Annotated in this window: 20 protein-coding genes; 10 read left to right on the forward strand and 10 right to left on the reverse strand. The window is 74.5% G+C overall.

Going from position 1 to position 24,821, the window contains the following annotated elements:
- The 3 genes from ACFVTF_RS37160 to ddaH form a co-directional block, all read left to right on the forward strand.
- Positions 1 to 4,116 (forward strand): amino acid adenylation domain-containing protein (locus ACFVTF_RS37160; protein ID WP_387818565.1); only part of this gene is annotated, 4,116 nt, incomplete at its 5' end.
- Positions 4,113 to 4,337, forward strand: coding sequence for an MbtH family protein (locus ACFVTF_RS37165; RefSeq protein WP_371519858.1), 225 nt, complete (start codon positions 4,113 to 4,115; stop codon positions 4,335 to 4,337). The genes ACFVTF_RS37160 and ACFVTF_RS37165, both read left to right, overlap by 4 nt.
- Positions 4,338 to 4,590: 253 nt before the next feature.
- Positions 4,591 to 5,430, forward strand: a complete 840-nt coding sequence (ddaH, locus tag ACFVTF_RS37170; RefSeq protein ID WP_371519860.1) for a dimethylargininase — start codon at positions 4,591 to 4,593, stop codon at positions 5,428 to 5,430.
- A 212-nt stretch (positions 5,431 to 5,642) separates the two neighbouring features.
- Here the strand turns inward: ddaH and trpD are convergent, their stop codons facing one another.
- Genes trpD through ACFVTF_RS37185 form a run of 3 tightly spaced genes read right to left on the reverse strand, consistent with a single transcriptional unit; the run spans position 5,643 to position 8,817 of the window.
- Complete coding sequence (trpD, locus tag ACFVTF_RS37175; RefSeq protein WP_387818567.1) at positions 5,643 to 6,704, reverse strand: anthranilate phosphoribosyltransferase; 1,062 nt, start codon at positions 6,702 to 6,704, stop codon at positions 5,643 to 5,645.
- Between the two features lie 41 nt (positions 6,705 to 6,745).
- On the reverse strand, positions 6,746 to 7,321 hold the full coding sequence (locus tag ACFVTF_RS37180) for an aminodeoxychorismate/anthranilate synthase component II (protein WP_371519866.1): 576 nt from the start codon (positions 7,319 to 7,321) through the stop codon (positions 6,746 to 6,748).
- Positions 7,318 to 8,817 (reverse strand): anthranilate synthase component I family protein, encoded by a 1,500-nt coding sequence (locus tag ACFVTF_RS37185; RefSeq protein WP_387818569.1) that lies wholly within the window; start codon positions 8,815 to 8,817, stop codon positions 7,318 to 7,320. Before ACFVTF_RS37185 ends, ACFVTF_RS37180 begins: the two co-directional genes overlap by 4 nt.
- A 195-nt stretch (positions 8,818 to 9,012) precedes the next feature.
- Between ACFVTF_RS37185 and ACFVTF_RS37190 the strand changes: the two genes are divergently transcribed.
- Entirely contained in the window at positions 9,013 to 10,356 is a 1,344-nt protein-coding gene (locus ACFVTF_RS37190) for a class II 3-deoxy-7-phosphoheptulonate synthase (RefSeq protein WP_371519872.1), read from the forward strand.
- A 271-nt stretch (positions 10,357 to 10,627) separates the two neighbouring features.
- Positions 10,628 to 13,717 carry a BTAD domain-containing putative transcriptional regulator gene (locus tag ACFVTF_RS37195; RefSeq protein WP_387818571.1) on the forward strand — a complete coding sequence of 1,030 codons (3,090 nt, stop codon included), beginning with the start codon at positions 10,628 to 10,630 and terminating at the stop codon, positions 13,715 to 13,717.
- Here ACFVTF_RS37195 and ACFVTF_RS37200 read toward each other — a convergent pair.
- Positions 13,714 to 14,052: a hydroxyisourate hydrolase gene (locus tag ACFVTF_RS37200; protein ID WP_363585084.1), complete on the reverse strand. Its 339-nt coding sequence runs from the start codon at positions 14,050 to 14,052 to the stop codon at positions 13,714 to 13,716. The genes ACFVTF_RS37195 and ACFVTF_RS37200 overlap by 4 nt on opposite strands.
- A gap of 301 nt (positions 14,053 to 14,353) precedes the next feature.
- Here ACFVTF_RS37200 and ACFVTF_RS37205 point away from each other — a divergent pair, with 301 nt between their 5' ends.
- From ACFVTF_RS37205 to ACFVTF_RS37225, 5 genes are all read left to right on the forward strand, one after another.
- Positions 14,354 to 15,547, forward strand: coding sequence for a LeuA family protein (locus ACFVTF_RS37205; RefSeq protein WP_387818573.1), 1,194 nt, complete (start codon positions 14,354 to 14,356; stop codon positions 15,545 to 15,547).
- A complete protein-coding gene (gene leuC, locus ACFVTF_RS37210; protein WP_350880937.1) occupies positions 15,547 to 16,947 on the forward strand; it encodes a 3-isopropylmalate dehydratase large subunit in 1,401 nt (466 codons plus the stop codon). The genes ACFVTF_RS37205 and leuC overlap by 1 nt, the downstream gene beginning before the upstream one ends.
- Positions 16,948 to 17,029: 82 nt before the next feature.
- Complete coding sequence (leuD, locus tag ACFVTF_RS37215; protein ID WP_387818576.1) at positions 17,030 to 17,668, forward strand: 3-isopropylmalate dehydratase small subunit; 639 nt, start codon at positions 17,030 to 17,032, stop codon at positions 17,666 to 17,668.
- Between the two features lie 118 nt (positions 17,669 to 17,786).
- Positions 17,787 to 18,824: an isocitrate/isopropylmalate family dehydrogenase gene (locus ACFVTF_RS37220; RefSeq protein WP_350880933.1), complete on the forward strand. Its 1,038-nt coding sequence runs from the start codon at positions 17,787 to 17,789 to the stop codon at positions 18,822 to 18,824.
- A gap of 408 nt (positions 18,825 to 19,232) precedes the next feature.
- A complete protein-coding gene (locus ACFVTF_RS37225; protein ID WP_387818578.1) occupies positions 19,233 to 19,649 on the forward strand; it encodes an ArsR/SmtB family transcription factor in 417 nt (138 codons plus the stop codon).
- 10 nt (positions 19,650 to 19,659) lie between these two features.
- Here ACFVTF_RS37225 and ACFVTF_RS37230 read toward each other — a convergent pair whose 3' ends face one another.
- The 6 genes from ACFVTF_RS37230 to ACFVTF_RS37255 form a co-directional block, all read right to left on the reverse strand.
- On the reverse strand, positions 19,660 to 21,045 hold the full coding sequence (locus ACFVTF_RS37230) for a nitrate/sulfonate/bicarbonate ABC transporter ATP-binding protein (RefSeq protein WP_387818580.1): 1,386 nt from the start codon (positions 21,043 to 21,045) through the stop codon (positions 19,660 to 19,662).
- 33 nt (positions 21,046 to 21,078) lie between these two features.
- Positions 21,079 to 22,836 (reverse strand): ABC transporter permease, encoded by a 1,758-nt coding sequence (locus tag ACFVTF_RS37235; protein WP_387818582.1) that lies wholly within the window; start codon positions 22,834 to 22,836, stop codon positions 21,079 to 21,081.
- Positions 22,837 to 23,124: 288 nt separating this feature from the next.
- Positions 23,125 to 23,490: a glyoxalase gene (locus tag ACFVTF_RS37240; RefSeq protein ID WP_371519893.1), complete on the reverse strand. Its 366-nt coding sequence runs from the start codon at positions 23,488 to 23,490 to the stop codon at positions 23,125 to 23,127.
- Positions 23,487 to 23,948, reverse strand: coding sequence for a hypothetical protein (locus tag ACFVTF_RS37245; RefSeq protein WP_387818584.1), 462 nt, complete (start codon positions 23,946 to 23,948; stop codon positions 23,487 to 23,489). Before ACFVTF_RS37245 ends, ACFVTF_RS37240 begins: the two co-directional genes overlap by 4 nt.
- Positions 23,949 to 24,019: 71 nt before the next feature.
- A complete protein-coding gene (locus ACFVTF_RS37250; RefSeq protein WP_387818586.1) occupies positions 24,020 to 24,427 on the reverse strand; it encodes a winged helix-turn-helix domain-containing protein in 408 nt (135 codons plus the stop codon).
- Between the two features lie 78 nt (positions 24,428 to 24,505).
- The gene (locus ACFVTF_RS37255; RefSeq protein ID WP_387818588.1) at positions 24,506 to 24,766 is read right to left on the reverse strand and encodes a hypothetical protein; all 261 of its coding nucleotides are present in this window, start codon (positions 24,764 to 24,766) and stop codon (positions 24,506 to 24,508) included.
- Positions 24,767 to 24,821: the final 55 nt, after the last annotated feature.

Consider the following 24,821-nt stretch of genomic DNA (forward strand, 5'->3'; position numbering starts at 1 on the left):
GCCTGGCGCGCCGCCCTCGCCGGGGCCGAGCCCACCCGGGTCGGCCGGCCCGCGCCGGCCGGCGGCGAGGGCGGCGAGGGCGGCGAGGGCGGCGAGGGCGCCGACGACGGCCCGTCGACGAGCGTCTTCACCCTGCCCGCCGGGCTCACCGCCGGGCTGCGGGCGCGCGCCGCGCAGTGGGAGGTGACCCTCGGCTCCCTGGTGGCGACGGCATGGGCGCTGGTGCTCTCCCACCTCACCGGCCGCGACGACGTCCTGTTCGGCACCACCGTCGCCCAGCGCCCGGCCGAACTGCCGGAAGCGGACCGGCTCGTGGGCCTGCTGATCAACACCGTTCCGGTCCGGGCCCGGCTGCACCCGGGCGAGCCGCTGCGCGAGCTCGCCGCCCGGCTCCAGCGGGAGCGCACCGCGTTGCTGGACCACGAGCACCTGGGCCTCACCGCGGTGGAGGAGGCCGCCGGCGCCGGGCGGCTCTTCGACAGCTCACTGGTGTTCGAGAACTACCCGCTGGACGAGGCCGGGTTCGTCGAGCCCGCGCCGGGCCTGCGGATCGGCGCCGTCGAACCGTTCGACGGCACCCACTACCCGCTCTCGCTGGTGGTGCTGCCGCGTCAGGGCGGCCTGGACGTGCGGCTCCAGCTGCGCCCCGCCGAACTGGACCGGTACCTCGACGCGGACCGGCTGCGCACCCTGCTGACGGCCGCCTGCGCCGCCCTGGCCGGTCCGGGCGCGGACGCGCTGACCACCGGCCGGGTCGACCTGCTGCCGCCCGTCCAGCGGGCGGGGCTGCGGGCCTGGGGCACCGGCCCGGCGGCCGACGCCGAACCGGTGTCGGTGGGCGCGCGGTTCGAGCGGCTGGCGGCCGACCACCCGGACCGGATCGCCCTGCACCACGTCGACGGCGCCGGTACCGCCGGCACCACCACGTACGGCGTGCTGAACGCCGACGCCAACCGGCTGGCCCACCACCTGGCCGGCCTCGGGGTGCGGCCCGGCACCCGGGTCGCCGTACGGCTGCCGCGCTGCCCGGAGGTGCCGGTGGCGATGCTGGCGCTGGCCAAGCTCGGCGCCGTCTGCGTCCCGCTGCACCCGGGGTTCCCGGCCGAGCGGCTGCGTGCGCTCGCCGCCGAGGCGGGCACCGAACTGCTGGTGGACGCCGACCTGTTGGCGGCGGCCCGGCGGGCGGGCGGGCGCACGGACGACCCCGGCGCGGAGGTGCCGCCCGGGCAGGTCGCCCAGTTGCTGTACACCTCGGGCTCGACCGGCCGCCCCAAGGGCGTGGCGGTGACCCACCGCAACATCCTCGCCCTGGCCGACGACCCGCTGTGGCACGGCCCCGACCACGACCGGGTGCTGTTCCACTCGCCGCACGCCTGGGACGCCATGGTGTACGAGCTGCTGATGCCGCTGCTGACCGGCCGCCAGGTGGTGGTGGCCCCGCCGGGGGAGCTGACCCCGGCGGACTACGCCCGGGCCGTCGAGCACGGCGGCGCCACCGCGGCCTGGCTGACGGCGGGCCTGTTCGACCTGCTGACCGAGCAGATCCCGGCGGCCCTGGCCCGGCTGCGCCTGATCTGCACCGGCGGCGACGTCGTCCCCCCGGCGGCGCTCGCCCGGGCCCGGCGGGCCGCGCCCGGCCAGCGGCTGCTGGACCTGTACGGGCCGGTGGAGAGCACGACCTTCGCCCTGGGCCACGAAGTCCCGGCGGGCCCGGTCCGCGAGGGCGAGGCCGTCCCGATCGGCCGCCCGCTCGCGGGGACGAGGGTGCTGCTGCTGGACGCCGCGCTGCGCCCGGTGCCGCCGGGCGTCCCCGGCGAGATCCACCTGGGCGGCGAGGGCCTGGCCGCGGGCTACCACGGCGCCCCGGCCCGGACGGCCGAACGCTTCGTCGCCGACCCGTACGGCCCGCCGGGCGGCCGGCTGTACCGCACCGGCGACCTGGGCCGGTGGGACACCGAGGGCCGGCTGCACTTCCTGGGGCGCGCGGACCGGCAGGTGAAGATCAACGGGTTCCGGATCGAGCCGGGCGAGATCGAGGCCGCGCTGTGCGCCGAACCGGAGGTCACCGCCGCCCGGGTGGTGCCGCACGGGGCGGGCCCGGCGGGCCGCTCGCTGGTCGGGTACGTGGTCGCCGACCGGCCGGTGGCCGCCGGCGAACTGCGCCGCCGGCTCGCCGGGCGGCTGCCGCGCCACCTGGTGCCCGCCGTGCTCGTCGCGGTCGACACGCTGCCGCTGGACGCCAACGGCAAGGTCGACACGACCGCCCTGGCCCCGCCGCAGCGGTCGGCCCCGGGGCCGACCCGCTCGCCCCGCCGGGAGGTGCTGGCGGCGCTGTTCGCGGAGGTGCTGCGGGTGCCGGCGGTCGCGCCGGAGGACGACTTCTTCGCGCTCGGCGGCAACTCGATCGCCGCGATGCGGCTGGCCGGGCGGATCCGGTCCACCCTGGGGGTCGACGTGCCGCTCGGCGAGCTGTTCGACGCGCCCACCGTGGCCGGGCTGGACCACCGGCTCGACCGCGCCGCCGCCCGTACCGATGACACCGGCGGCACCGGCGGCACCGACGGCACCGACGGCAGCGCCCCGGCGCTCGGCGACCGGACGACCCGGCCCGACCGGCTGCCGCTCGCCCCCGCCCAACTGCGCCTGTGGACGGCCAACTACCTGGGCGAGCACCGCCCGGACTACCTCACCACCCTGGCCCTCGACCTCACCGGCGGGCTCGACCCCGCCGCGCTGCGGGCCGCGCTAGGCGACCTGGTGGCCCGGCACGAGGCCCTGCGGACCGTCCTGCCGTACGGCCCGGACGGCCCCGAGCAGCGCATCCTCACGCCCGCCGATGCCCCGTCCGATGCCCCGTCCGATGCCCCGCCCGGCGGCCCGGCCGCCGACGCCGACCTCGCCGAGGCCTTCCTCGCCGCCGTCCCGTCCGTCGCGCCCCGCCTCCTCGACGTCCCGCCGGAGCGGCTGGACGCCTGGATCGCGGCCGAACTCGACCGCGGCTTCGACCTGTTGACCGAACCGCCGCTGCGCACCGCCCTGCTGCGCAGCGGCCCCGACCGGCACACCCTGCTGCTGGTGCTGCACCACGCGACGGTGGACGGGCACGCGCTCGAACCGCTGCTGGCCGACCTGCGGCTCGCCTACCGCGCCCGGGCGGACGGCGGGGCGCCGCGCTGGCCGTCGCCCGCCGTCCAGTACGCCGACCACGCCCTGTGGCTGCGGCGGCGGCTCGGCGACGAGGACCGACCGGAGAGCCCGGCCGCCCGGCAAGCCGCCTACTGGCAGGGCGCGTTGGCCGCCCTGCCGCCGTGGCGGGGCCTGCCGGACGCCACCGGCGCCCCGGGCGCCGGGCCGGGCGCGGCCGGCACCGTCCGCTTCGCCCTGGACCGGAGGGAGCACCGCCGGCTGGCGGCCGCCGCCCGGGCCTGCTCGGCCGGCACCGGGATGGTGGTGCAGGCGGCGTTCGCCGCCGCGCTGGGCGACCTCGGCGCGGGGCACGACCTCCCGATCGGGGTGCCGCTGGCCGGCCGGGACGACGAGGTCCTGGACGGCGTGGTCGGCTGCCTGGTCAACACCGTGGTGCTGCGGGTCGACACCTCCGGCGCCCCGACGGCCCGCACCCTGGTCGGGCGGGTCCGGGAGCGGCTGCTGGCCGCCCACGCCCATCAGGACCTGCCGTTCGACCGGGTGGTGGAGCTGGTCAACCCGGCCCGGCAGGCGGGCCGCCAGCCGCTGTTCGGGGTGGCGGTCTCCCATCTGGTGCGGGCCGAACCGGCCGACGGCGGGCGGTGGGCCGACGCCGTGGCGGTCGCCGAGCGGCCCGTCCCGGTGGCCCGCACCGCCGTCGACCTGCTGCTCCAACTGGTGGAGCGGCGGACCGCGGACGGCGCACCCGGCGGGCTGGAGTGCGCCCTGGTGCACGCGCTGGACGGCTGCGACGAGCCGATCGCCCGGCGGGTGGTGGACGCCTTCCGGCGGCGGGTCACCGAGTTCTGTGACGAGCTGAACGACGAGCTGAACGACGAGGTCGACGGCGAGCTCAACGACGAGCCGGCCGACGAGTTGGACGACCTTGCCCAAGAGCACGACCACAACCATGAAGTGAGGGCCCGATGAGCAGCACCAACCCCTTCGACGACGAGCAGGGCGCGTTCCTGGTCCTGGCGAACGAGGAGAACCAGCACGCGCTCTGGCCCGCCTTCGTCGACGTGCCCGCCGGTTGGCGCAGCGTGTTCGGCGAGGAATCCCGGCAGGCCTGCCTGGACTACGTCGAGAAGAACTGGACCGACCTGCGTCCGCGCAGCCTGGCCGAGGCGATGGACGCCCGCCTCGACTGACCGCGATCGACCGGTCCATCAGGGATGTTCCACCCTGGCTTAAGGATCTCCCGTCCCCCGCAAGTGAACTGACAGCATGTCAGGGACGGGCGCGGGGCCGGCCCGCAGGAACGAGTGCGGCGCGCCTGGGTTTCCCCCACGCCCGGCCGCGCCGCCGGCGAGCCGGCCCCGGAGCCCCGCAGGCACCCGATTGCCGCCCGTCCGGACCGCAGCGCCACCGCCCGTTGTCCGAAGCCCTCACGAGGAGTCACCGATGAACGCTGTCACCCCGCGCACCGCCGAGCGCACGGCCCGGCCCCGGCACTACCTGATGTGCCGCCCCAGCCACTTCGAGGTCACCTACGCGATCAACCCGTGGATGGACCCGGCGAAGCCGGTCGACACCGGGCTCGCGGTGGCGCAGTGGGAGCGGCTGTACGCGCTCTACCAGGAGCTGGGCCACCGGGTCGACCTGATCGACCCGATCCCGGGCCTGCCCGACATGGTCTACGCCGCCAACGGCGCCACCGTGGTGGACGGCAAGGTGCTCGGCGCCCGCTTCCGCAACGCCGAGCGCGCCGCCGAGGGCCCCGCCTACCTGGAGTGGTTCCGCGCCAACGGCTACCCCGAGCTGCACGACCCGGAGCACGTCAACGAGGGCGAGGGCGACTTCCTGGTCACCGCCGAGTACGTGCTCGCCGGGCGGGGCTTCCGCAGCACGCCGGCCGGCCACGCCGAGGCCCAGGAGTTCTTCGGGCGCCCGGTGATCGGCCTGGAGCTGATCGACCCGCGCTACTACCACCTGGACACCGCGCTCGCCGTCCTGGACGGCGACGAGATCATGTACAACCCGGAGGCCTTCTCCGCGGGCAGCCGCGAGGTGCTGGGCCGGCTGTTCCCGGACGCGGTGCTGGCGGACGCCGGTGACGCCGCCGTGTTCGGCCTCAACGCGGTCAGCGACGGCCTGCACGTGTTCCTGCCGGAGGCGGCCACCGGCCTCGCCGACAAGCTGCGGGAGCGCGGCTTCGAGCCGATCGGCGTCGACCTGTCCGAGCTGCTCAAGGGCGGCGGCAGCGTCAAGTGCTGCACGCTGGAGCTGCGCCACCGCGCCTGACCGCCGCCCGTCCGCCCGTCCGCCCCTTCGCCCGCCTCCGTGACGCCGGGGGCGGACGAACGGGGCGGACGAACGGGGCGGGCTCGGGTCCTGGGGCGTACCACCCCGCACCAACGCGACGGGCCGCGCGGGCCTCCCCCCGAGGAGGTCCGCGCGGCCCGTCGGCGTCGCGCCCCGGTGCCGCCGCCCGTCGGCGGCGGCCCGGTGGCGACTCAGTCCGGCCGCCCCGCGCGCGGCGGCCCGCTCTCGGCCCAGCGCTTCAGCAGCGCGGCCGCCGCGCCCGAGTCGACCGCCTCGGCGGCCCGGGGCAGCGCGGCCGCCAGCCGCTCGACGACCGGCTGCTCGGAGGGCGTCAGCGCCGCCAGGCCGGCCGCCGCGGACAGCAGGACGGCGTCGCGGACGGGGCCCTGCTCGCCGTCCAGGACGGCGTGGACCACGCCCGCGTTGTGGGCGGCGTCGCCGCCGCGCAGCGCGTCCGGGGCCGCCGTCGCGATCCCGAGCTCGCGCGGGTCGAGCCGCTCCTGCACGAACCGGCCGGTGGTCGCCGTCCAGACCGTCGAGGTGGTGGAGACGGACAGTTCGTCGAGGCCGTCGTCGCCCCGGAAGACCAGCGCGTCCACGCCCTGGCGGGCGAACACGGCGGCGATCAGCGGGCCCAGCCGGGGATCGGCGACGCCGACCGCCATGGCCGTGGGCGAGGCCGGGTTGGTCAGCGGGCCCAGCGCGTTGAACGCCGTCGGCACGCCCAACTCCTTGCGGGCGACGGCCGCGTGGCGGAACGCCGGGTGGAAGGCCGGGGCGAAGCAGAAGCCGATCCCGACCTCGCGCACCGAGCGGGCCACCTCCTCGGCGGAGAGCTCCAGCGCGATGCCGAGCCGCTCCAGCACGTCCGCCGAGCCGGAGGCGGAGGAGGCCGAGCGGTTGCCGTGCTTGACCACCCGGGCCCCGGCGGCGGCCGCCACGATCGCGGCCATGGTGGACACGTTCACGGTCTTCGCGCCGTCCCCGCCGGTGCCGACGATGTCCAGCGTCGGCCCCGGCACGTCGACCCGCACCGTGTGCTCGCGCGCGGCCCGGACCAGCCCGTCGACCTCCTCGGCGGTCTCGCCCTTGGCCCGCAGCGCCACCAGGAACCCGGCCAGCTGCGCCGGCGCCGCCTCGCCGCGCATCACCCGGTCCATCGCCCAGGCGGTGTCGGCGGTGCTCAGGTCCGTCCCGCCGATCAGCGCCGTGAGCAGCTGCGGCCAGCTGCGCGATTCACCATTCCCTGTCACTGGTCACCCATTTCCGCTCGTCGGTTCCGATGTGCGTGCGGTCAGCGCCCGGCGCCGACAGCGAGGAAGTTCTCCAGCAGCTGCATGCCGCCGGTGGTGGTGATGCTCTCGGGGTGGAACTGCACCGACTCGATGGGCAGGCTGCGGTGCCGCATGCCCATGACGTAGCCGTCGTCGTCGGCGGTCGCGGTGAGTTCCAGGTCCTCGGGCAGCGGCTGGGTGACGATCAGGGAGTGGTACCTGGTCGCGGTGAGGCTGTTGCCGAGGCCGGCGAACAGGCCGCGCCCGTCGTGCGTCACGGTGCTGGTGCGCCCGTGCATCAGCCGGTCGGCGACCTGGACCCGCCCGCCGAACGCCAGGCCGATCGCCTGGTGGCCCAGGCACACGCCGAGCAGCGGGACCTTCCCGGCGAAGTGGTGGACGAGCTCGACGTGGCCGGAGGCCGCCGGGTGCCCGGGGCCGGGGCCGAGCACGATCGCGTCGGGCGCGGTCGCGGCCAGCTGCTCGGGGGTGCGGGTGTGCGAGCGGACCACCTCGGTGTCCGCGCCGAGCGCCCGCAGGTACTGGTCGATGATGTGGACGAAGCTGTCCCGCGCGTCCACCAGCAGAACCTTCACGCCGTCAACTCCTCACCCGTCAGGGCCCAGTAGGCGGCGCCCAGCTTCGCCAACGTCTCGTTCCACTCGCCCTCGGGGGTCGAGTCGGCGACGATCCCCGCGGAACTCTGCACGGAGTACACCGCGCCGTCGTGCGCGATCGTGCGGATGCACAGCGCCAGTTCGCTCCAGCCGCCGACGTCGATCAGGCCGACGGCACCGGCGTAGGCTCCGCGCGGCTCCCGCTCGATCTCGTGGATGATCTCCATGGCGCGCAGCTTCGGCGCGCCGGTCATGGTGCCGGCCGGGAAGGTCGCGCACAGCGACCGCCACACGTCGGCGTCCTCCTCCAGCTCGGCGCTGACCGTGGACACCAGGTGGAAGACGTGCGAGAAGGTCTCCACCACCATCAGGTCGTCGGCCGTCAGGGTGTGCGGCTTGCAGACCCGGCTGATGTCGTTGCGGGAGAGGTCGACCAGCATGACGTGCTCGGCCTGCTCCTTGGTGCTCGCCAGCAGGGCCTTGATCCGCCGCTCGTTCTCCTCCTCGTCCTGGTCGCGACGGGTGGTGCCGGCGATCGGGCGCATCACGATCCGGCCGTCCTCGATCCGGAACAGCAGCTCGGGGCTGGCGCCGATCAGCGTGCCCTCGCCGTTCGGGAGCAGGTACATGTGCGGGGAGGGGTTGCGCGAGCGCAGCCGCCGGTAGACCTCGACCGGCGTCAGCGCGGTGCGGACGTCGATCCGGTGGCCGACCTGGATCTGGTAGATGTCGCCGACCCCGATGTGCTCCAGGCAGCGCCGGACCCAGCCGTGGAAGGTGTCGCGGTCCACGCTGTCGTGCACGGACTGCGGGCGGACGGCCGGCGGGCACGCGGCCTGCGGCTCCTGCCCGGCCGCCTCCCGGGCCGCGCCCGCGAGGTCGTGGCGGCCGTGCTCGCCGAAGGCCGGGCTGTCGGCGGTCCGCAGGACCGGCGCGCCGTCGGTGCCGTAGTGCACGCTGTCGCGGAACAGCGTCAGCACGGCGTCCGGGCGGGCCGGCGGCAGCGCCCGGGCCGGCAGGTCCTCCATGTGCCAGGCCGCGTCGTAGCCGAACCGGGCCAGGAAGCCGAAGTGGAAGCGGTCGCCGGGCAGGCCCGGCTCCAGGCCGAACAGGCCCTGCGCGCGCCGCAGGAACTCCCAGACGCGGGCCGGCTCGGGGGCCTCCAGCCGCCCGGGGGCGTCGGCGGCGGGGGTGAGGCCGGCCGCCTCGGCGGTCGCCCGCAGCACCGGGACGAGCTCCGCGATCCCGTCGATCTCCAGGTACGAGCCGTACAGCCGGATCTCGGCGAGCGGGCCGCAGCCGAGCACCGCGGGCCCGCCCTGCCGGCCGGACTCGGTCAGGCTCTCCAGCAGGTACACCTGCTCCGCGCCGAGCCGGTCGCCCAGCCGCGTGTACAGCTCCAGCGGGTCGTGCGGCGGCAGCGGCTCGGTGCCGAGCCGGACGGCGAACGGAGGGTGCGATGGCGCGTCTGGCATCGGAATCCTCATCGTGAATGGCCGGCTGGGTACGGCCGGTGAACCAATGGCCCCCAGTCAATCCGTTCGTCCCGGAAGGCGGTCAGACCAGTTCTCCGGTGCGGGAGCAGGCCAATTCGCGGACGCTTGACCTTCTTTCCGCGGCCGGGCTGCAATGAGCGGGCCAGCGATTTCCGTTCCCATCCGAGGGCCGTGATGAATCGAATTCCGCAGACCGGAGCACCTGCCGCCTGGCGTTCCCTGCCGGCGGCCCAGCAACCGCAGTGGCCGGACCAGGCGGCGCTGCGCGAGGTGGTCGCCGACCTGTCGGCCGCCCCGCCCCTGGTCCTCGCCGAGGAGTGCGACCGGCTGACCGACCGGATGGCCGCCGTCGCCGCCGGCGAGGCCTTCGTCCTCCAGGGCGGCGACTGCGCCGAGACCTTCGGCGGGCTCACCGCGGACGCGGTCACCGCCAAACTGCGCACCCTGTTGCAGATGGCGGTGGTGCTGACCTACGCGAGCGGCGTCCCGGTCGTGAAGATCGGCCGGTTGGCCGGGCAGTACGCCAAGCCCCGCTCCCAGCCGGACGAGACCCGTGACGGCCTCAGCCTGCCCTCCTACCGGGGCGACGCGGTCAACGGCCCGGAGTTCACCGAGGCGGCCCGCCGCCCGGACCCGGCGCGGCTGCGGCGGATGTACGAGGCGTCGGCGGTCACCCTGAACCTGGTCCGCGGCTTCGCGGCCGGCGGCAGCGCCTCCCTCTACCAGGCCCACCAGTGGAACCGCGGCTTCCTGGCGGACTCCACCGAGGCCCGCCGCTACGAGGAACTCGCCGACGGCGTGGACCGCGCGCTGCGCTTCCTACAGGCCTGCGGCTGCGACCCGGCCGGGCTGCTGGAGGCCGAGTTCTTCGCCAGCCACGAGGGACTGCTGCTGGACTACGAGCAGCCCCTCACCCGCACCGACCCGCGCACCGGGGCGCACTACGCCACCAGCGGGCACCTGCTCTGGGTCGGCGAGCGGACCAGGGGCCTGGACGACGCGCACATCGCGTACTTCGCCGGGATCCACAACCCGATCGCCGTCAAGCTCGGCCCCACGACCACCGCGGACGAGGTCCTCGGCTACGTCGACCGCCTCGACCCCGACCGCCGGCCCGGCCGGCTGACCTTCGTGGTGCGGATGGGCGCGGGCCGGGTGCGCGAACTGCTGCCGCCGCTGGTGGAGAAGGTCACGGCGGAGGGCGCCCGGGTCGCCTGGATCTGCGACCCGATGCACGGCAACACCGTCCAGACCGACGACGGCCGCAAGACCCGCCGCTTCGACGACATCCTGGGCGAGGTCGCCGGCTTCTTCGAGGTGCACCGGGAGCTGGGCACGCACGCCGGCGGCATCCACGTCGAGCTCACCGGCGACGACGTCACGGAGTGCCTCGGCGGCGGCGACCAGGTCCGCGCCGAGGACCTGCACCAGCGCTACGAGACGGCCTGCGACCCGCGACTGAACCACCGCCAGTCCCTCGACCTCGCCTTCCGGGTCGCGGAGCTGATGCAGGCCTGAGAACCGCCCCGGGCCGCGGTTGGCCGGATCGGTGCGCGCCGATCCGGCCAACCGGCATTTCCGCGTCGATTCCCGGCCGGTCATCCGGGGGCGCGGACGTCGCCCGCAGTCCTTCAGGCGGCGTCTTTTGGGGAGAACTGAATATCGTTGACCCATTGACCGGGCCGTCCCTAGAGTGCCTTGCGATCCTGCGCCTATTCCTCTGGGGGGAGTGGAAACGGTGGGGTACCGACCTGGTTCCGGCATAAGCCACGACGGCAGTTCCTCACCCGTGCCCCGGGTCGAGTACCGCATTCTCGGCCCGCTCGAAGCGCTCGTCGACGCCAGGCCGCTGAACCTCGGCGGGATCCGGCAGCAGACGGTGCTCGCCGCGCTGCTCCTCGACGTCAACCGGGTGGTCAGCGTGGACCGCCTGGTCCGCGCCCTCTACGAGGAGGCCCCGCCGGCCACCGCCCGCGCGCAGTTGCAGATCAGCGTCTCCGCCCTGCGCCGGCTGTTCGCCGTGCACGGCCTCTCCGACGTCATCACCACCCACCCGCAGGGCTACATGGTGAAGGCGGCGGACGCCCAGCTCGACCTGCTCCAGGCCCGCGACCGGGTCGGGAAGGCGCGGGCGCTGCGCGACCAAAAGACGGAGGGCCGCGACCGGAAGGCGGCGGACCGTGACCGGACGGCAGAGGACCGCGACCGCAAGGCGGAGGCCGCCTCCCTCTTCCGGCAGGCACTCGGACTGTGGCGCGGCGACCCCCTCGGCGGCCTGCCCAGCGAGTCGATCCGGTCCGCCGCCGGCCAGCTCACCGAGCAGTGGGTCGGCGCCACCGAGGAGTGCATCCAGCTCGAACTCGCGCTCGGCCGGCACGGCGCGGCCGTCGGCGAACTCATCGGCCTGGTCGACGAGTTCCCGTTACGGGAGCGGCTGCGCGGCCAGCTGATGCTGGCGCTCTACCGCTCCGGGCGCCAGACCGAGGCGCTCCAGGTCTACCGCGACACCCGCCAGTGGATGATCGACGAACTCGGCGTCGAACCCGACCCCCGGCTGCAGCGGCTCGAACTCTCCATCCTCGCCGGCGACCCCCGGCTCGACCTGCCCGACGGCCGTCCGACCGCCGCCCACGGCGCCCCGGCCGCCGAGCCCGCCGCCGCGCCGCCCGTGGCCCCCGCCGCCCCCGTCACCGTCCCGGAGATGCTCCCCGCGGACCTCGCCGACTTCACCGGCCGCGAGCACCTGCTCGACGGCCTGCGCGAACGGCTGCTGCTCTCCTCCCACGAGCAGTCCCGGCTCGCCGTCCCGATCGTCTCCGTCGTCGGCAAGGCCGGGGTCGGCAAGACCGCCGTGGCCGTCCACGCGGCCCACCAGATCGCCGCCGAGTTCCCCGGCGGGCAGCTCTTCGCCGACCTGCACGGCGGGGCCCCCGACAGCGTCGGCCCGGCCCAGGTGCTGGAGCGCTTCCTGCGCGCCCTCGGCGTCAACGGCACCGCCATCCCCGACGGACTGGAGGAGCGGGCCGAGATGTACCGGGCCCTGCTCGCCGAGCGGCGGGTGCTGATCGTCCTCGACAACGTCGCCACCGAGAGCCAGATCACCCCGCTGCTGCCGGGCAAGCCCACCTCGGCCGTGATCGTCACCAGCCGGCGGCACATCGGCAGCCTCGCCGGAGCCGTCCGGGTGGACGTCGGGACCTTCGACCCCGAGCAGTCCGCGGAACTGCTCGGCCGGATCGCCGGCCCCGCGCGGGTGGCGGCCGAACCGGAGGCGGCGAAGGCGCTCGCCGAACTCTGCGACCACCTGCCGCTGGCGCTGCGCATCGCCGGCGCCCGGCTCGCCGCCCGGCCGCACTGGGAGGTCACCGAACTGGTGGAGCGGCTGGAGGACGGGACCCGCCGGCTCGACGAGCTCAAGTACGCCGACGTCGGCATCAGGGCCGGCCTCTCGCTCACCTACGAGAGCGTCAGCGAGGACGCCCGCCGGCTGCTGCGGCGGATCGCCCTGGTCGACGAGGGGCCGTTCTCCACCTGGGTCGGCATGGCACTGCTCGACCTGCCCGAGTACCAGGTCCAGGACCTGATCGACGAACTCTCCGACGCCCAGCTGCTGGACGCCGTCGGCACCGCGCCCGGACGCCACACCCAGTACCGGCTGCACAACCTGGTCCGGGTCTTCGCGCGCGAACGCCTCGTCGACGAGGAGAGCGTCGAGGAGCGGGAGTCCGCACTGGCCCGGGTGATCGGCTGCTTCCTCTACCTGCTGATCGAGGCGAGACAGCGCGAGTACGGCCGCGACGTGCTGATCCGCGGCCGCGGCACCGCCCTGCACCCGCTGCCCGCCCGGACGGTGGACCGGCTGCTGGCCGAGCCGCTGCGGTGGTTCGCCCGGGAGCGGCCCATGCTCGTGCCCCGGGTCAGACAGGCGGCCATGATGGGCCTCACCGCGCACTGCTGGGAACTCGCCGTCACCGCCGTGACGTTCCTGGAGACCCACGGCCGGCTCGACGACTGGCGCGACACCCACGAACTCGCCCTCGCGGCCGCCCGCAAGGGCGGCGACCGGCTCGGCCAGGCCGCCGCACTGCACTCCCTCGGCTCGCTCGCGCTGACCCGGCAGAACTTCCCCGCCGCCGAGGAGCGCTTCCGCCAGGCCGCCGGGATCTTCACGGACCTCGGCGACGACCTCGGCTCCGCCCTCACCGCCCGCAGCCTCGGCTACCTCGCCCGGGTGGACGGCCGGATCGACGAGGCGACCGCCCACTACCAGGCCGCCCTCACCGTCCTGCGGGCGAGCGGCGGCTCCGTCGCCGTCGCCTACGTGCTGCACAACCTGGCCCAGCTCAAACTGGGCGAGGGCGACGAGGAGGGCGCCGGAGCGCTCCTCGACGAGGCGCTGCGGCTGAGCCGGGAGGGCCGCGGGCGGCGGGTCGAGGCCCAGGTGCTGCACCGGATGGGCCAGAGCCACCTGGAACGCGGCGGCTACGACCGGGCCCTGGAGGCCTTCTCCCGCGCCCTCGACGTCGTCCGGCTGATCGGCGACCACACCGGCGAGATCTACGCCCTGCACGGCATCGGGGCGGCCCGCCACCGGCTCGGCGAGAGCGGCGAGGCCGCCCACGCCCTGCACCGCGCGCTGCTCCTCGCCGAGGGCTCCAACGAGCGGCTGATCATGGGCCGGATCCTCGTCACCCTCGGCGAGTTGGCGCTCGGCACCGGGGAGGCCGACCTGGCGGTCCAGCACCTGCGGCGGGCCCGGCTGGTGTTCCGCCTCATGCGGACCCCCGCCGAGGAGGCCCGCACGCTCGACCTGCTGCGCTCCGCCCGGCTGGCCGCCGGCGACCCGGAGCCCCCCGCAGGCCCGGGTCCACCTTCCTAGTCGGCGATGAAGGCCACCGCGTAGTGGTTCAGCGAGAGGGTGAGGCTCACCCGGTGCCCCGACTCGCCGTCGGAGACCCGGAAGGTGGCCGCCACCTCGGGGTGCACGGTGAACAGGCCGAGCCCGCTGAAGTACCGGTCGACGTCGAACACCAGCCGGTAGAGGCCGCGTCCGCCGTCCGTCCCGCCCCACTCCTCGATCCGGCCGCTCGCGTCCGTTCTGCGCTCGACCACCGGCACCCACTCGTTGTCGACCAGCGACTCCAGTCTCGCGTCGAGGCCGACGGCGGTGCGCCCGTGGACGCTGTCCAGCGCTTCGACGATGACCCTCGCCATCAGCCCACCCGCCCCGGGCGCGGTAACCGGGCCGGCGGACGTTCCTCGGACGGGATATCTCGCATGAAAACCACTCCTTGCCTCAGTACACGATGCATCGGGAAAAGGGCGCGTCAAGCCTATTGTCAGGGGTCCCGCTATCGGCCCGCCATCGAATGATTATTTGTTCGAAAAGTCTTGACGGGCAGTGATTCCGGACCAGTAAAGTCACCGCTGCCAGCCACAATCCTCCGCCGCCGCACACCGCGACCTCCCGTCCGGTCGCCCGTCCGGCGGCGTTCCCGAAAGAGGCGGAAAATCCATGTCTTCGAAATCCGTCCCCACCGCACGGCGGCTCCGGGTATTCGACTCGACACTGCGCGACGGCGAACAGGCCCCGGGCAACGCGATGAACCCCGACCAGAAACTGGAGCTGGCCCTCGCCATCGAGGCCACCGGCGTCGACACCATCGAGGCCGGCTTCCCCAGTTCCTCACCGCGTGACTTCGAGGCCACCAGACTGATCGCGGGCGCGCTCACCACCGCCAAGGTGGCGACCCTCAACCGGGCCGTCCGCGCGGACATCGAGCTGGCCGCCGAGGCCGGCGGCGTCGAGCGCCACCAGGTCCAGATCATGGCCACCGGCAGCGACGTCCACCTGGAGCACAAGCGCGGCCTCACCCGGGCCGAGGGCCTGCACGAGATCATCGACAGCATCCGGTTCGCCCGCGAGCTGGGCTTCACCGACATCACGCTCGGCATCGAGGACGCCAGCCGGGGCAGCGACGACCTGCTGCGCCCGATGATCGAGGCCGGCATCGAGGAGGGCGCCAGCACGGTCGCGCTCGCCGACACCACCGGCTGCCTGATCCCGGCCGAGTTCGGCGCCCAGGTGGCGCGGGTCCGCTCCTGGATCCCGGACCACATCATCCTGTCCACCCACTGCCACCAGGACCTCGGGCTCTCCCTCGCCAACGCCCTGGCCGGCGTCGAGGCGGGCGCGGACGAGGTGCAGGCCACCATCGCCGGCATCGGCGAGCGCGCGGGCAACACCCCGCTGGAGGAGCTGGCCGCGGTGCTGCTCTACAAGGGCGAGCAGCTCGGCCTGACCAGCCGGCTGCGCACCGAGAAGTTCTACGAGGCCTACCAGCTGCTGGCCCGGATCATCGGAATGTCGACCCCGCGCAACAAGGCGATATTCGGGGAGAACGCCTTCGCCACCCAGGCCGGAATCCACCAGGCCGGAATGCTGCGCAATCCGGTCACGTACGAATACGTCGAGCCGCACAGCTTCGGCCGGGAACGCGGAATTCTCATCGGCCGGCACTCCGGGCGCAATGTGGTCCGCAACCTGTTCGACCAGATGGGAATCGGCGCCGAGCGCGACCTGCTCGACGAGATCTACGAGACCTACATCGCGGGCCGCGCCGACGGCACCTGCATCGAACTGGGCGAGCTGCGCGAGATCATCGCCGAGCGCCTGGCGCGCACCACCGAGATGGCGGTGGCCAGCTGATGGGCGGCACCGAGCGCAACCTGATCGAGAAGGTCTGGCAGAGCCACGTCGTCGACCAGGCACCGGGCGAGCCCGACCTGCTCTACATCGACCTGCACCTGCTCCACGAGGCGAGTTCCCCGCAGGCCTTCGACGGCCTCCAGCTGGCCGGCCGCCGGGTCCGCCGGCCCGACCTCGCGCTCGCCCTCGAGGACCACAACGTGCCCACCAACACGCTGCTGGTCAAGGACGCGATGGGCAGCGCCCAGCTGGAGCGCCTGCGCGAGAACTGCGAGGAGCAGGGGATCGAGCTGTTCTCGCTCGGCGACGACCGGCAGGGCATCGTGCACGTGGTGGCGCCCGAACTGGGCTTCGTGCGCCCCGGCATGACCGTGGTGTGCGGCGACAGCCACACCTCCACGCACGGCGCCTTCGGGGCGCTCGCCTTCGGCGTCGGCACCAGCGACGTCGAGCACGTGCTCGCCACCCAGACCCTGGCCCTCCAGCGCCCCCGGACGATGTCCGTCGAGTTCGTCGGCGAGCCGCCGGCCGACGTCACGCCGAAGGACCTGATCCTCGCGCTGATCGCGCACATCGGCGCCAACGGCGCCAACGGCTACGCGATCGAGTACCGCGGCAAGGCCGTCGAGAACCTCTCCATGGAGGGGCGGATGACGGTCTGCAACATGAGCATCGAGGCGGGCGCCCGCGCCGGCCTGATCGCCCCCGACGACACCACGCTCGCCTACCTGCGCGAGCGCTGGGACCCGGCCGCCGAGGCCGACTGGGACGAGGCCGTCCGCTACTGGCAGTCCCTGCGCACCGACGAGGGCGCCGCCTTCGACCGCGTGGTCGAACTGGACGTCACCGGGCTCAAGCCCTTCGTCACCTGGGGCACCAACCCCGGCCAGGCCGTCCCGCTGGACGCCGCGGTGCCGGCGCCCGAGACCTTCGCGACCCCCGCCGAGCAGCAGGCCGCGCGCCGCGCCCTGGAGTACATGGGCCTCGAACCGGACGTCGCCCTGCGGGACGTCGAGATCAACACGGTCTTCCTCGGCTCCTGCACCAACGGCCGGATCGAGGACCTGCGGGCCGCGGCCGACGTGCTGCGCGGCCGCAAGGTCTCCGACCGGATCACCATGCTCGTCGTCCCCGGCTCGATGGCCGTCCGGGCCCAGGCCGAGGAGGAGGGCCTGGACCAGGTCTTCATCGACGCGGGCGCGCAGTGGCGGCTCTCCGGCTGCTCGATGTGCATGGGCATCAACGCCGACCGCCTCCAGGGCATCCAGCGGGTCGCGTCCACCTCCAACCGCAACTACGAGGGCCGGCAGGGCACCCACGCCCGCACCCACCTGGTCTCGCCCGTCGTCGCCGCCGCCACCGCCGTGGTCGGCCGCCTGGCCGCGCCGACCGAGCTGTGACCGCGCCCGCCGGGCACACCCGCCCGACCCGTTCCACCCGTTCGACCGACCGCAGCCAGACCGACCAGCAGGGGGCAGAGGCATGAGGGAGCCGCTCACGGCGCACACCGGACAGGCCGTGGCCCTGTCCCGGGACGACGTCGACACCGACCAGATCATCCCGGCCGAGTTCTGCAAGCGGCTGACCAAGACCGGCTACGCCGACACCCTGTTCGGGCACTGGCGCAAGGAGGCCGGGTTCGTCCTGAACCAGCCGGAGCACCAAGACGCGAGCGTCCTGGTGGCGGGCCACAACTTCGGCACCGGCAGCTCCCGCGAGCACGCCGTGTGGGCCCTGCGCGACTGGGGCTTCCGGGCCGTCATCGCCACCAGCTTCGGCGACATCTTCCTGCGCAACGCGCTGAAGAACGGCCTGCTGGCCGTCGCCCTGCCGGTGCCCGTCGTCGCCGACCTCGCCGAACGCGCCCAGGCCGACCCGAAGTTCGAGATCACCGTCGACCTGGAGCAGCTGACCGTCGGCACCGACCTCGGGACCTGGGAGTTCGAGGCCGACCACCGCGCCCGCTGGCTGCTGCTCAACGGCCTCGACGACATCGACGTCACGCTGCGCAAGGCCGACGCGATCGCCGCCTTCGAGCAGGGCCGCCCGGCCTGGATGACCAGCATCACCCGCGGCGCCTTCTCCTCCCCGGACGCGGCGAAGCAGCGCCGGGCCTCCTGACGACCGCGCCCCCGGCGCAGCTCCCAGGGCCGCGCGGCGGTGACCCTGCCCGACGCCCCCGGCCCGGCCGACCCGACCCACAACCGGCCGGCCCCACCCCAGAAACGGTGAGAGACCCATGACCAAGACAGTGACCGTCATCCCCGGTGACGGCATCGGCCCCGAGGTGACCAAGGAGGCCCTGGAGACCATCGAGTCGCTGGGCCTGGACCTCGCGATCGACGTGCTCGACCACGTCAACGCCGACACCTACCTGCGGACCGGGGTCTCCCTGTCCGACGAGGACTTCGAGCGGATCAAGGCGAGCGACTCGGTGCTCTTCGGCGCCATCGGCGACCCCCGCGTGAAGACCTCGGACTACGGCCGCGGCGTCCTGCTGCGCCTGCGCTTCGACCTCGACCTGTACGTCAACCACCGCCCGGCCACCCTGCTCCAGGAGCGGCTGAGCCCGCTGCGCGACGCCCGGACCCGCGCCATCGACGCCGTGATCGTCCGGGAGAACACCGAGGGCCTCTACACCGACATCGGCGGTGTGCTGCGCGGGAACACCGTGCACGAGATGGCCGTCGACGCGGACGTCAGCACCTACATGGGCGTCTCGCGGGTGATGGAGTACGCGTACTCGATCGCCGAGCGCGGCGTCTGCATGGTCGACAAGTCCAACGCCGTCCGGCACGGCGGCCAGGTGTGGCAGCGGGTGTTCCGCGAGGCCGCCGCGAAGCACCCCGCCATCGACTCCACCCACCTCTACGTCGACGCCGCCGCGATGAAGCTGATCTCCGACCCGTCGCAGTTCGACGTGATCGTCACCAACAACTCGTACGGCGACATCCTCAGCGACCTGGCGGCCATGCTGGCCGGCGGCCTGGGCAACGCGGCCTCGGCCAACATCAACCCGGACACCGGGTTCGGCCTCTACGAGCCGGTGCACGGCAGCGCGCCCGACATCGCCGGGCAGGGCATCGGCAACCCCTTCGGCGCCATCCTCAGCTCCGCGCTGATGCTGGAGCGCCTGGGCTGGGCCGCCGAGGCGAAGGCGATCCAGCTGGCCGTCGGCACGGCCGTGGCCGAGGGCGCCTGCACGCCGGACCTCGGCGGCTCCCTCACCACCGAGCAGGTCGGCGCCGCGGTCAGGGCGGCCCTCGCCGCGGCCTGACGGCATGACCCCGCCCCCACCCCCCAACCGCCGCCGTGGTCGCCCCACCGACCACGGCGGCCGGGTCCGTCCTCCCCGACACCGCCCGGCGGGCGGGCGTCCGAAGGCGGACCCAGGCCGCTCAGCCCCAGGGATTGTGCTTGTGCGATTCGCTGACCGCGGTACGGAACGTGGTGTGCTCGATCATCTCGTACGGACTCCAACTCCTGGACGGTGCGGCCGGTCGGCAGCGGTGGAAAGGATGGCTGAAGCCTGGCAGCCCCGGCCATCGGCCCGCTATCGACGCCCGCTGTCGACGCCCGCCGGGTAAGCCCGCCGTCGACGCCCGCAGTTGCCGCCCGCGCCCGGCCGGACGGCAGCGGATCCGGCGCCGCCGGGGCGGCGGGGCCGGCTCGGTAGGATCCTGGCATGGGTGCGCAGGAAGAGGCGTGGGACACGGACGCGGCGGAGCGGGCGGTCGCGGTGCTGAAGGCGGTCGCCGACCCGTCCCGGTACCGGCTGCTCTGGGCGCTGACCCGGCGGGAGCTGCCGGTCAGCGAACTGGCGGAGCTGCTGGGCGCGCACGTGGCGGCGACCTCGCAGCACCTGGCCAGGCTGCGGGCGGCCGGGCTGGTCGTCTCGCGTCGGGAGGGCACCCGGATCTTCTACCGGGCCGCCGAGGTGCGCGGCCTGCTGGCGGAGGCGGCGCTGATCGCCAACGACCTGCCCGGGCGCGGTGACGGCGGTGACGGCGGCGGTACCGGTCCGGCCGCCGCGACGGCCGAGCAGCCGTTCGCCCGCGCCATCCGCTCCGCCCGCCGCCGCCCGGCCACCGGCCAGGCCTGATTCCGGCGCTTCACGCGGTCTCCTCGTCGAGCCGGTACTCCCGCAGGGCGGCGTCGTAGCCGAACAGCCCGGCGTAGCGGCCCCAGTCGGTGGCGGTCTCCAGCTGCCGGTCGACCTGTTCGCTGGTGTAGTGGTGGGCGAGCAGGTCACGGAAGAAGCCGGCGTGCACGGCGGCGCCGGGGCGGCCGCGCAGGCCGTTGGTGATCAGCCGGACCAGCGGGACGTCCACCGCGGCTGCGGCGAAGATGCTCCGGGACTCCTGGACGTCGGCTCCGGCGAAGGCGGTGCCGGCCTCGGTGAGCAGCAGGTCGTCGCCGTGGATCTCGGCGAAACCGAGCAGGTCGAGGGCGTCGAGCTGGGGGAGCATGTCGTCGATGTCGAGGCCGAGTTCGTCGGCGAGGTCGGCGAGGTCGCAGCAGCCGCCGCGGTGGGCGATCATCGCGGCGAGGCCGGCGAGGCCGTCCACGCTGGCGGTGGGCAGCGGGGTGTTGGCGACGGTGCGCCGGTCGGGCCGGGCGCCGTCGGCGCGGCCGGGCAGGCGGGTCTCCTTGGGGCGTCCGGTCATGATCCGGTAGACCCGGTCGACGAGTTCGTCGAAGGCGGCGGCGTCGCGGTCGCGGGGCCGGTCGAGGTCGACCTCGACGGTCTCCCGGATGGTGCCGTACGGGCGGGAGCCGAGGACGACGATGCGGTCGGCCATCAGGACCGCCTCCTCGATGTTGTGGGTGACCAGGACGACGGCGCGGGTGGGGAACTGGCCGGACTCCCACAGTTCCAGCAGCTCGCCGCGCAGGTTCTCGGCGGTGAGGACGTCCAGCGCGGAGAAGGGCTCGTCCATCATCAGCACGTCCGGTTCGACGACCAGGGCGCGGGCGAAGCCGACGCGCTGGCGCATGCCGCCGGAGAGCTCCTTGGGGTAGGCGGACTCGAAGCCGGCCAGGCCGATCAGGTCGATGGCCTGGACGGCGGCCTCGGCGCGCTCCCGGGGCGGCACGCCGCGGGCCTCCAGCCCGAGTTCGACGTTCTGCCGGACGGTCAGCCAGGGCAGCAGCGCGAAGGTCTGGAACACCAGGGCGCTGCCCGGGTTGGCGCCGGTGAGCGGGGTGCCGCGGTAGGCGACGGTGCCGGAGCTGGGCGGGATCAGCCCGGACAGGCAGCGCAGCAGGGTGGACTTGCCGGAGCCGGAGCGGCCGAGCAGGGCGACGATCTCGCCGGCCCGGACGGTGAGGTCGATGCCGGACAGCACGGGCAGCGCGCCGTCGGCGCCGGCGTAGGCCTTGGTGAGGCCGACGGTCTCCAGCAGGATCTCGCCGTCGGCGGGGGAAGGCTCGACGGGGGAGAACACGGCGGCGGCGGGCGGCGTGGTGCGGGCGGCGCGCGGGAACGGGAAGCGCATGCGGGGACCTCCGGGGCGGGGAGCGGGCGCGGGTCAGAGCGAGTAGCGGCGCTCGGCCAGGCGGTAGAGGCGGCGCCAGAGCAGCCGGTTGAGGGCGACGACGTACAGGCTCATCACCGCCACCCCGGCGAGCAGGTGCGGGTAGTCGCCGCGCTCGGTGGCCCGCGCGATGTACGCGCCGAGGCCGGTGGCGGTGAGCGTGGTGCCGCCGAAGGTGACGACCTCGGAGACGATCGAGGCGTTCCAGGCGCCGCCGGAGGCGGTGAGGCCGCCGGTGACGTAGGCCGGGAAGATCCCGGGGATGATCAGCCGCCGCCAGCGCTGCCAGCCGCGCACGCCGAGGTCGTCCATGGCCTCGCGCAGGTCGGTGGGGATGGCCATGGCGCCGGCGATGGTGTTGAACAGGATGTACCACTGGGCGCCGAGGGCCATCAGCAGGACGCCGCCGAGGTCGATCGACAGCCCGGTCCGCAGCAGCAGCCAGACGACCAGCGGGAAGAGGAAGTTGGCCGGGAAGCTGGCGAGCACCTGCACCAGCGGCTGGGCGATCCGGGTCAGCCGGGGGGAGAAGCCGATCCGCACGCCGACCGGCACCCAGACCAGGGTGGCGACGGTCACCAGGACGACGACCCGGGCGAGCGTGGCGAGGCCGAGCAGCAGCGGTTCGCCGAACACGCCGAGGCCGGTCGCGCCGTGCAGGTAGCGGCCGAGGTCGACCAGGCCCCAGAGCACGAGGCCGCCGGCGACGGCGGCGAAGGTGGCGTCCCCGGCGCGCCGCCGCCCGGGGTCGACGGCCAGCGGGCGGTCGTCGGTGCCCAGCAGGCGCCCGGCCCGGGAGAGCGCCCGCCACCCCGGGCGCAGCAGCCGGCCGAGCAGCCCGGGCCAGTGCGAGCGGCGCAGCAGGTCCAGCACGACGGAGCGCTGCACCTCGGTGGCCTCGGACTGCTCGTTCTTGAAGCGTTCGGCCCAGGCGGTGAGCGGGCGCCAGAACAGCAGGTTGACGCCGACCACCAGGACGGCCATGGTGGCGATCGCCCAGCCGACCCGGCCGAGGTCGCCGGCGGCGATGGCCGCGCCCGCGTAGGAGCCGACCCCGGGCAGCGCGTAGCGCTGGTTGTCGACGCTGATCGCCTCGGAGGCGACCAGGAAGAACCAGCCGCCGCCGAAGCTCAGCATGCCGTTCCAGACCAGGCCGATCATGCCCGAGGGCAGTTCGACCTTCCAGAACCGCATCCACCGGGTGAAGCGGAACGAGCGGGACAGCTCGTCGAGTTCGGGCGGCAGCGAGACCAGCGAGCAGTAGAAGCCGAAGGTCATGTTCCAGGCCTGGGAGGTGAAGATGGCGAACACCGCCGCGCACTCCAGGCCCAGTACGGAGCCGGGGAACAGGGCGAGGAAGCCGGTCACCGCGACGGTCAGGAAGGCGAGCACCGGCACCGACTGGAGGATGTCCAGGGCCGGGATCAGGACCCGCTCCAGCCGGCGGCTGCGGGCCGCGGCGTAGGCGTAGCCGAAGGTGAAGACCACCGACACGGCGAGCGCGGCGAACATCCGCAGCAGCGAGCGGGCCGCGTCGTACGGCAGCCGGGCCGGGTCGGTGTCGACCGCCGCGTTCCGGCCGGTGGAGAACCGGACGGTGGTGCCCTGTCCGACCCGCAGCGCGAGGTAGAGCAGCACCAGGACGGCGGCCGCGACGAGCGCGTCCACCCAGGTCATCCGGGCCAGGCGGGCGGCCGTCCGGGACGGCAGTGAGCCCCGGGCGGTGCCCGGGGCCGGCTTCGGCAGGGTCATGGGGTGCACCTCCGGCGCGCACCCGGGGCCCCGGGGTCGGGAGAGGTGCGTGCGACGTCAGCGGGATCGGGACGAACGCCGCGTCCCCCCGGGCCGTCGCGTCAGGCGCGGGGGCGGGCGTGGGGGAGGCGGCCGGTACGGCGGCGCGTACTGGGAGGGTCTTCGCCCATGGCCGCCTCCTCCGGTGGTGTCGTCTGGTGTCGTCCCGGCCCGTCCTGCGGGCCCCGGGCAGTCTGCTCCTTCGGTACGTCCGCAGGCAAATGGATCCTGGTCCCGCCGCGCACCGGCTCAGGCGGTCTCGACGAACTCCAGCAGGTTGCCGACGGGGTCGGTGGTGTAGAAGCGGCGCCCGGGCGGCAGACTGTCGTCCCAGACCACCAGCGCGCCGAGCTCGGACAGCCGCGAGGCGAAGTCGTCGATCTCGGAGACCGCGATCCCGGGGTGGGCCTTGGTGCTGGGGCGGAAGCGCTCCTCGATGCCGAGGTAGAGCCGGACCCGGCCGCCGTCGGCGGCGAACCAGCAGCCGCCACGCTCGGTCAGCGGCCTGGGCTTGGGGATCTCGGCCATCTGCAGGACGTCGCCGTAGAAGGCCCGCAGCAGGGCCTCGCTGCCGGGGGGTGCGGAGAGCTGGACGTGGTCGAGGGCCGTGATCACTGCGGCCTCCTGTCGGGAGCGGTGTGGTGCCGGGCCGCGGTGACCAGCAGCCGGGCGGTCGGGGTGGACAGGTCGAGGTGGTGGGCGATCCACTGGGGGTCGTGCCCGTGGGTGGCGAACACCCAGGCGGTGTAGAGCCGGTTCAGGCCCGGGGCGCCGGGCGACAGCAGCAGCGGTCGGACCTGCTCCATCGGGAACCCGTCCAGGGAGCGCGCGCTGAACCACTGGGTGTCGTCCTCGTCGGGGGCGGCGGGTCGGGCGGTGCCGCGCCCGCTGCGGGCGAGCAGCAGGGCGAGGAGCAGCCCGGCCGCCGAGGCGCCGATGAGCACGCCGGAGAGGAAGAGCCGCAGCCGCCCCGGGGCGACGCCGACGGCGATCCCCTGGAGGGTGAGGAGGAGCAGGACGCCGCACAGCGCCGTCCCTCTGCTGGTCCAGGGGAACAGGGCGGTTCTGGTCACGACGGTGTCCTCCTTCGGTGGGGTGGCGGCCGGCGGGTGATCGGGCCTCGGGCGGTGCGATCGGTCGGCGGTCAGGCGACGCGGGTCAGGCGGGGGTCGTACTTGTAGCCGATCTGGCGGACGGTGGCGATCGCCTCCCGGTGGCCGGGGCCGAGCTTGCGGCGGATCCGGGCTATGTGGGTGGCGATGGTGCGGGTGTCGCCGGTGTCCGGCCGGCCCCAGACCGTCTCCATCAGCTGGCGGCGGGAGTGGACCCGCAGCGGGTTGTCGACCAGGTGCGCGAGCAGCTCGAACTCCAGGTAGGGGAGCGTCAGTTGCTGCCCGTCGACGGTGACGGTGCGCTGTTCGGGGTCCACCACCAGACCGGTGTCCGGGTCGACGGCGGGCCGGGGGTCCGGTGCGGGGCGCGGCCGCCGGGGCGGGGCGGCGGCGGTGTGGTCCGAGAAGATGGCTTCGAGCCTGGGGTAGCGCACGGCCATGGCGGATGCTCCTTCGGCGGGTCGGTGCGGGGTCGGTGCGAAGTCGGTGCGGATCCGTACGAATCGGTACGGGCCCGTTCAGCGGGCGGGGTGCCAGGGGTGCCAGGAGGCTTCCAGCCGGGCGGTGCCGTCCGGGGCCGTGACCGTCCGCCAGCTGGCCCGCAGCCGGGCGGGCCGGTCGGCGGAGGCGGCGGCCGGGGCCTGGGCCGTGACGGCGTGCAGGACGGTGCTGTCCAGCGGGCTCTCCGCCAGGCGTCGGCCCACGGCGGCGAGCGCGGCGCGCAGGCGGCCGCGGCCGGCGGACGGAAGGGAGGGGTGGAACGCGGCGACGATGGACATGGCAGGTCACCTCCGTGACGGGGCGGCGGGTGGAAGGGGCGCGCGAGGGCGCGGG

The sequence above is a fragment of the Kitasatospora sp. NPDC057940 genome (genome assembly GCF_042887425.1).
GTDB lineage: Bacteria > Actinomycetota > Actinomycetes > Streptomycetales > Streptomycetaceae > Kitasatospora.

What these genes read in the sequence shown, in the direction of transcription:
- ddaH (WP_371519860.1), top strand. Translation starts at nt 4,591, where the DNA reads ATGAACGCTGTCACCCCGCGCACCGCCGAGCGCACGGCCCGGCCCCGG.
- ACFVTF_RS37185 (WP_387818569.1), bottom strand. Translation starts at nt 8,817, where the DNA reads ATGCCAGACGCGCCATCGCACCCTCCGTTCGCCGTCCGGCTCGGCACC.
- ACFVTF_RS37250 (WP_387818586.1), bottom strand. Translation starts at nt 24,427, where the DNA reads ATGGCCGTGCGCTACCCCAGGCTCGAAGCCATCTTCTCGGACCACACC.
- ACFVTF_RS37225 (WP_387818578.1), top strand. Translation starts at nt 19,233, where the DNA reads ATGGGTGCGCAGGAAGAGGCGTGGGACACGGACGCGGCGGAGCGGGCG.
- ACFVTF_RS37165 (WP_371519858.1), top strand. Translation starts at nt 4,113, where the DNA reads ATGAGCAGCACCAACCCCTTCGACGACGAGCAGGGCGCGTTCCTGGTC.
- ACFVTF_RS37230 (WP_387818580.1), bottom strand. Translation starts at nt 21,045, where the DNA reads ATGCGCTTCCCGTTCCCGCGCGCCGCCCGCACCACGCCGCCCGCCGCC.
- leuD (WP_387818576.1), top strand. Translation starts at nt 17,030, where the DNA reads ATGAGGGAGCCGCTCACGGCGCACACCGGACAGGCCGTGGCCCTGTCC.
- ACFVTF_RS37220 (WP_350880933.1), top strand. Translation starts at nt 17,787, where the DNA reads ATGACCAAGACAGTGACCGTCATCCCCGGTGACGGCATCGGCCCCGAG.
- ACFVTF_RS37235 (WP_387818582.1), bottom strand. Translation starts at nt 22,836, where the DNA reads ATGACCCTGCCGAAGCCGGCCCCGGGCACCGCCCGGGGCTCACTGCCG.
- ACFVTF_RS37190 (WP_371519872.1), top strand. Translation starts at nt 9,013, where the DNA reads ATGAATCGAATTCCGCAGACCGGAGCACCTGCCGCCTGGCGTTCCCTG.
- leuC (WP_350880937.1), top strand. Translation starts at nt 15,547, where the DNA reads ATGGGCGGCACCGAGCGCAACCTGATCGAGAAGGTCTGGCAGAGCCAC.
- ACFVTF_RS37200 (WP_363585084.1), bottom strand. Translation starts at nt 14,052, where the DNA reads ATGGCGAGGGTCATCGTCGAAGCGCTGGACAGCGTCCACGGGCGCACC.
- ACFVTF_RS37255 (WP_387818588.1), bottom strand. Translation starts at nt 24,766, where the DNA reads ATGTCCATCGTCGCCGCGTTCCACCCCTCCCTTCCGTCCGCCGGCCGC.
- ACFVTF_RS37205 (WP_387818573.1), top strand. Translation starts at nt 14,354, where the DNA reads ATGTCTTCGAAATCCGTCCCCACCGCACGGCGGCTCCGGGTATTCGAC.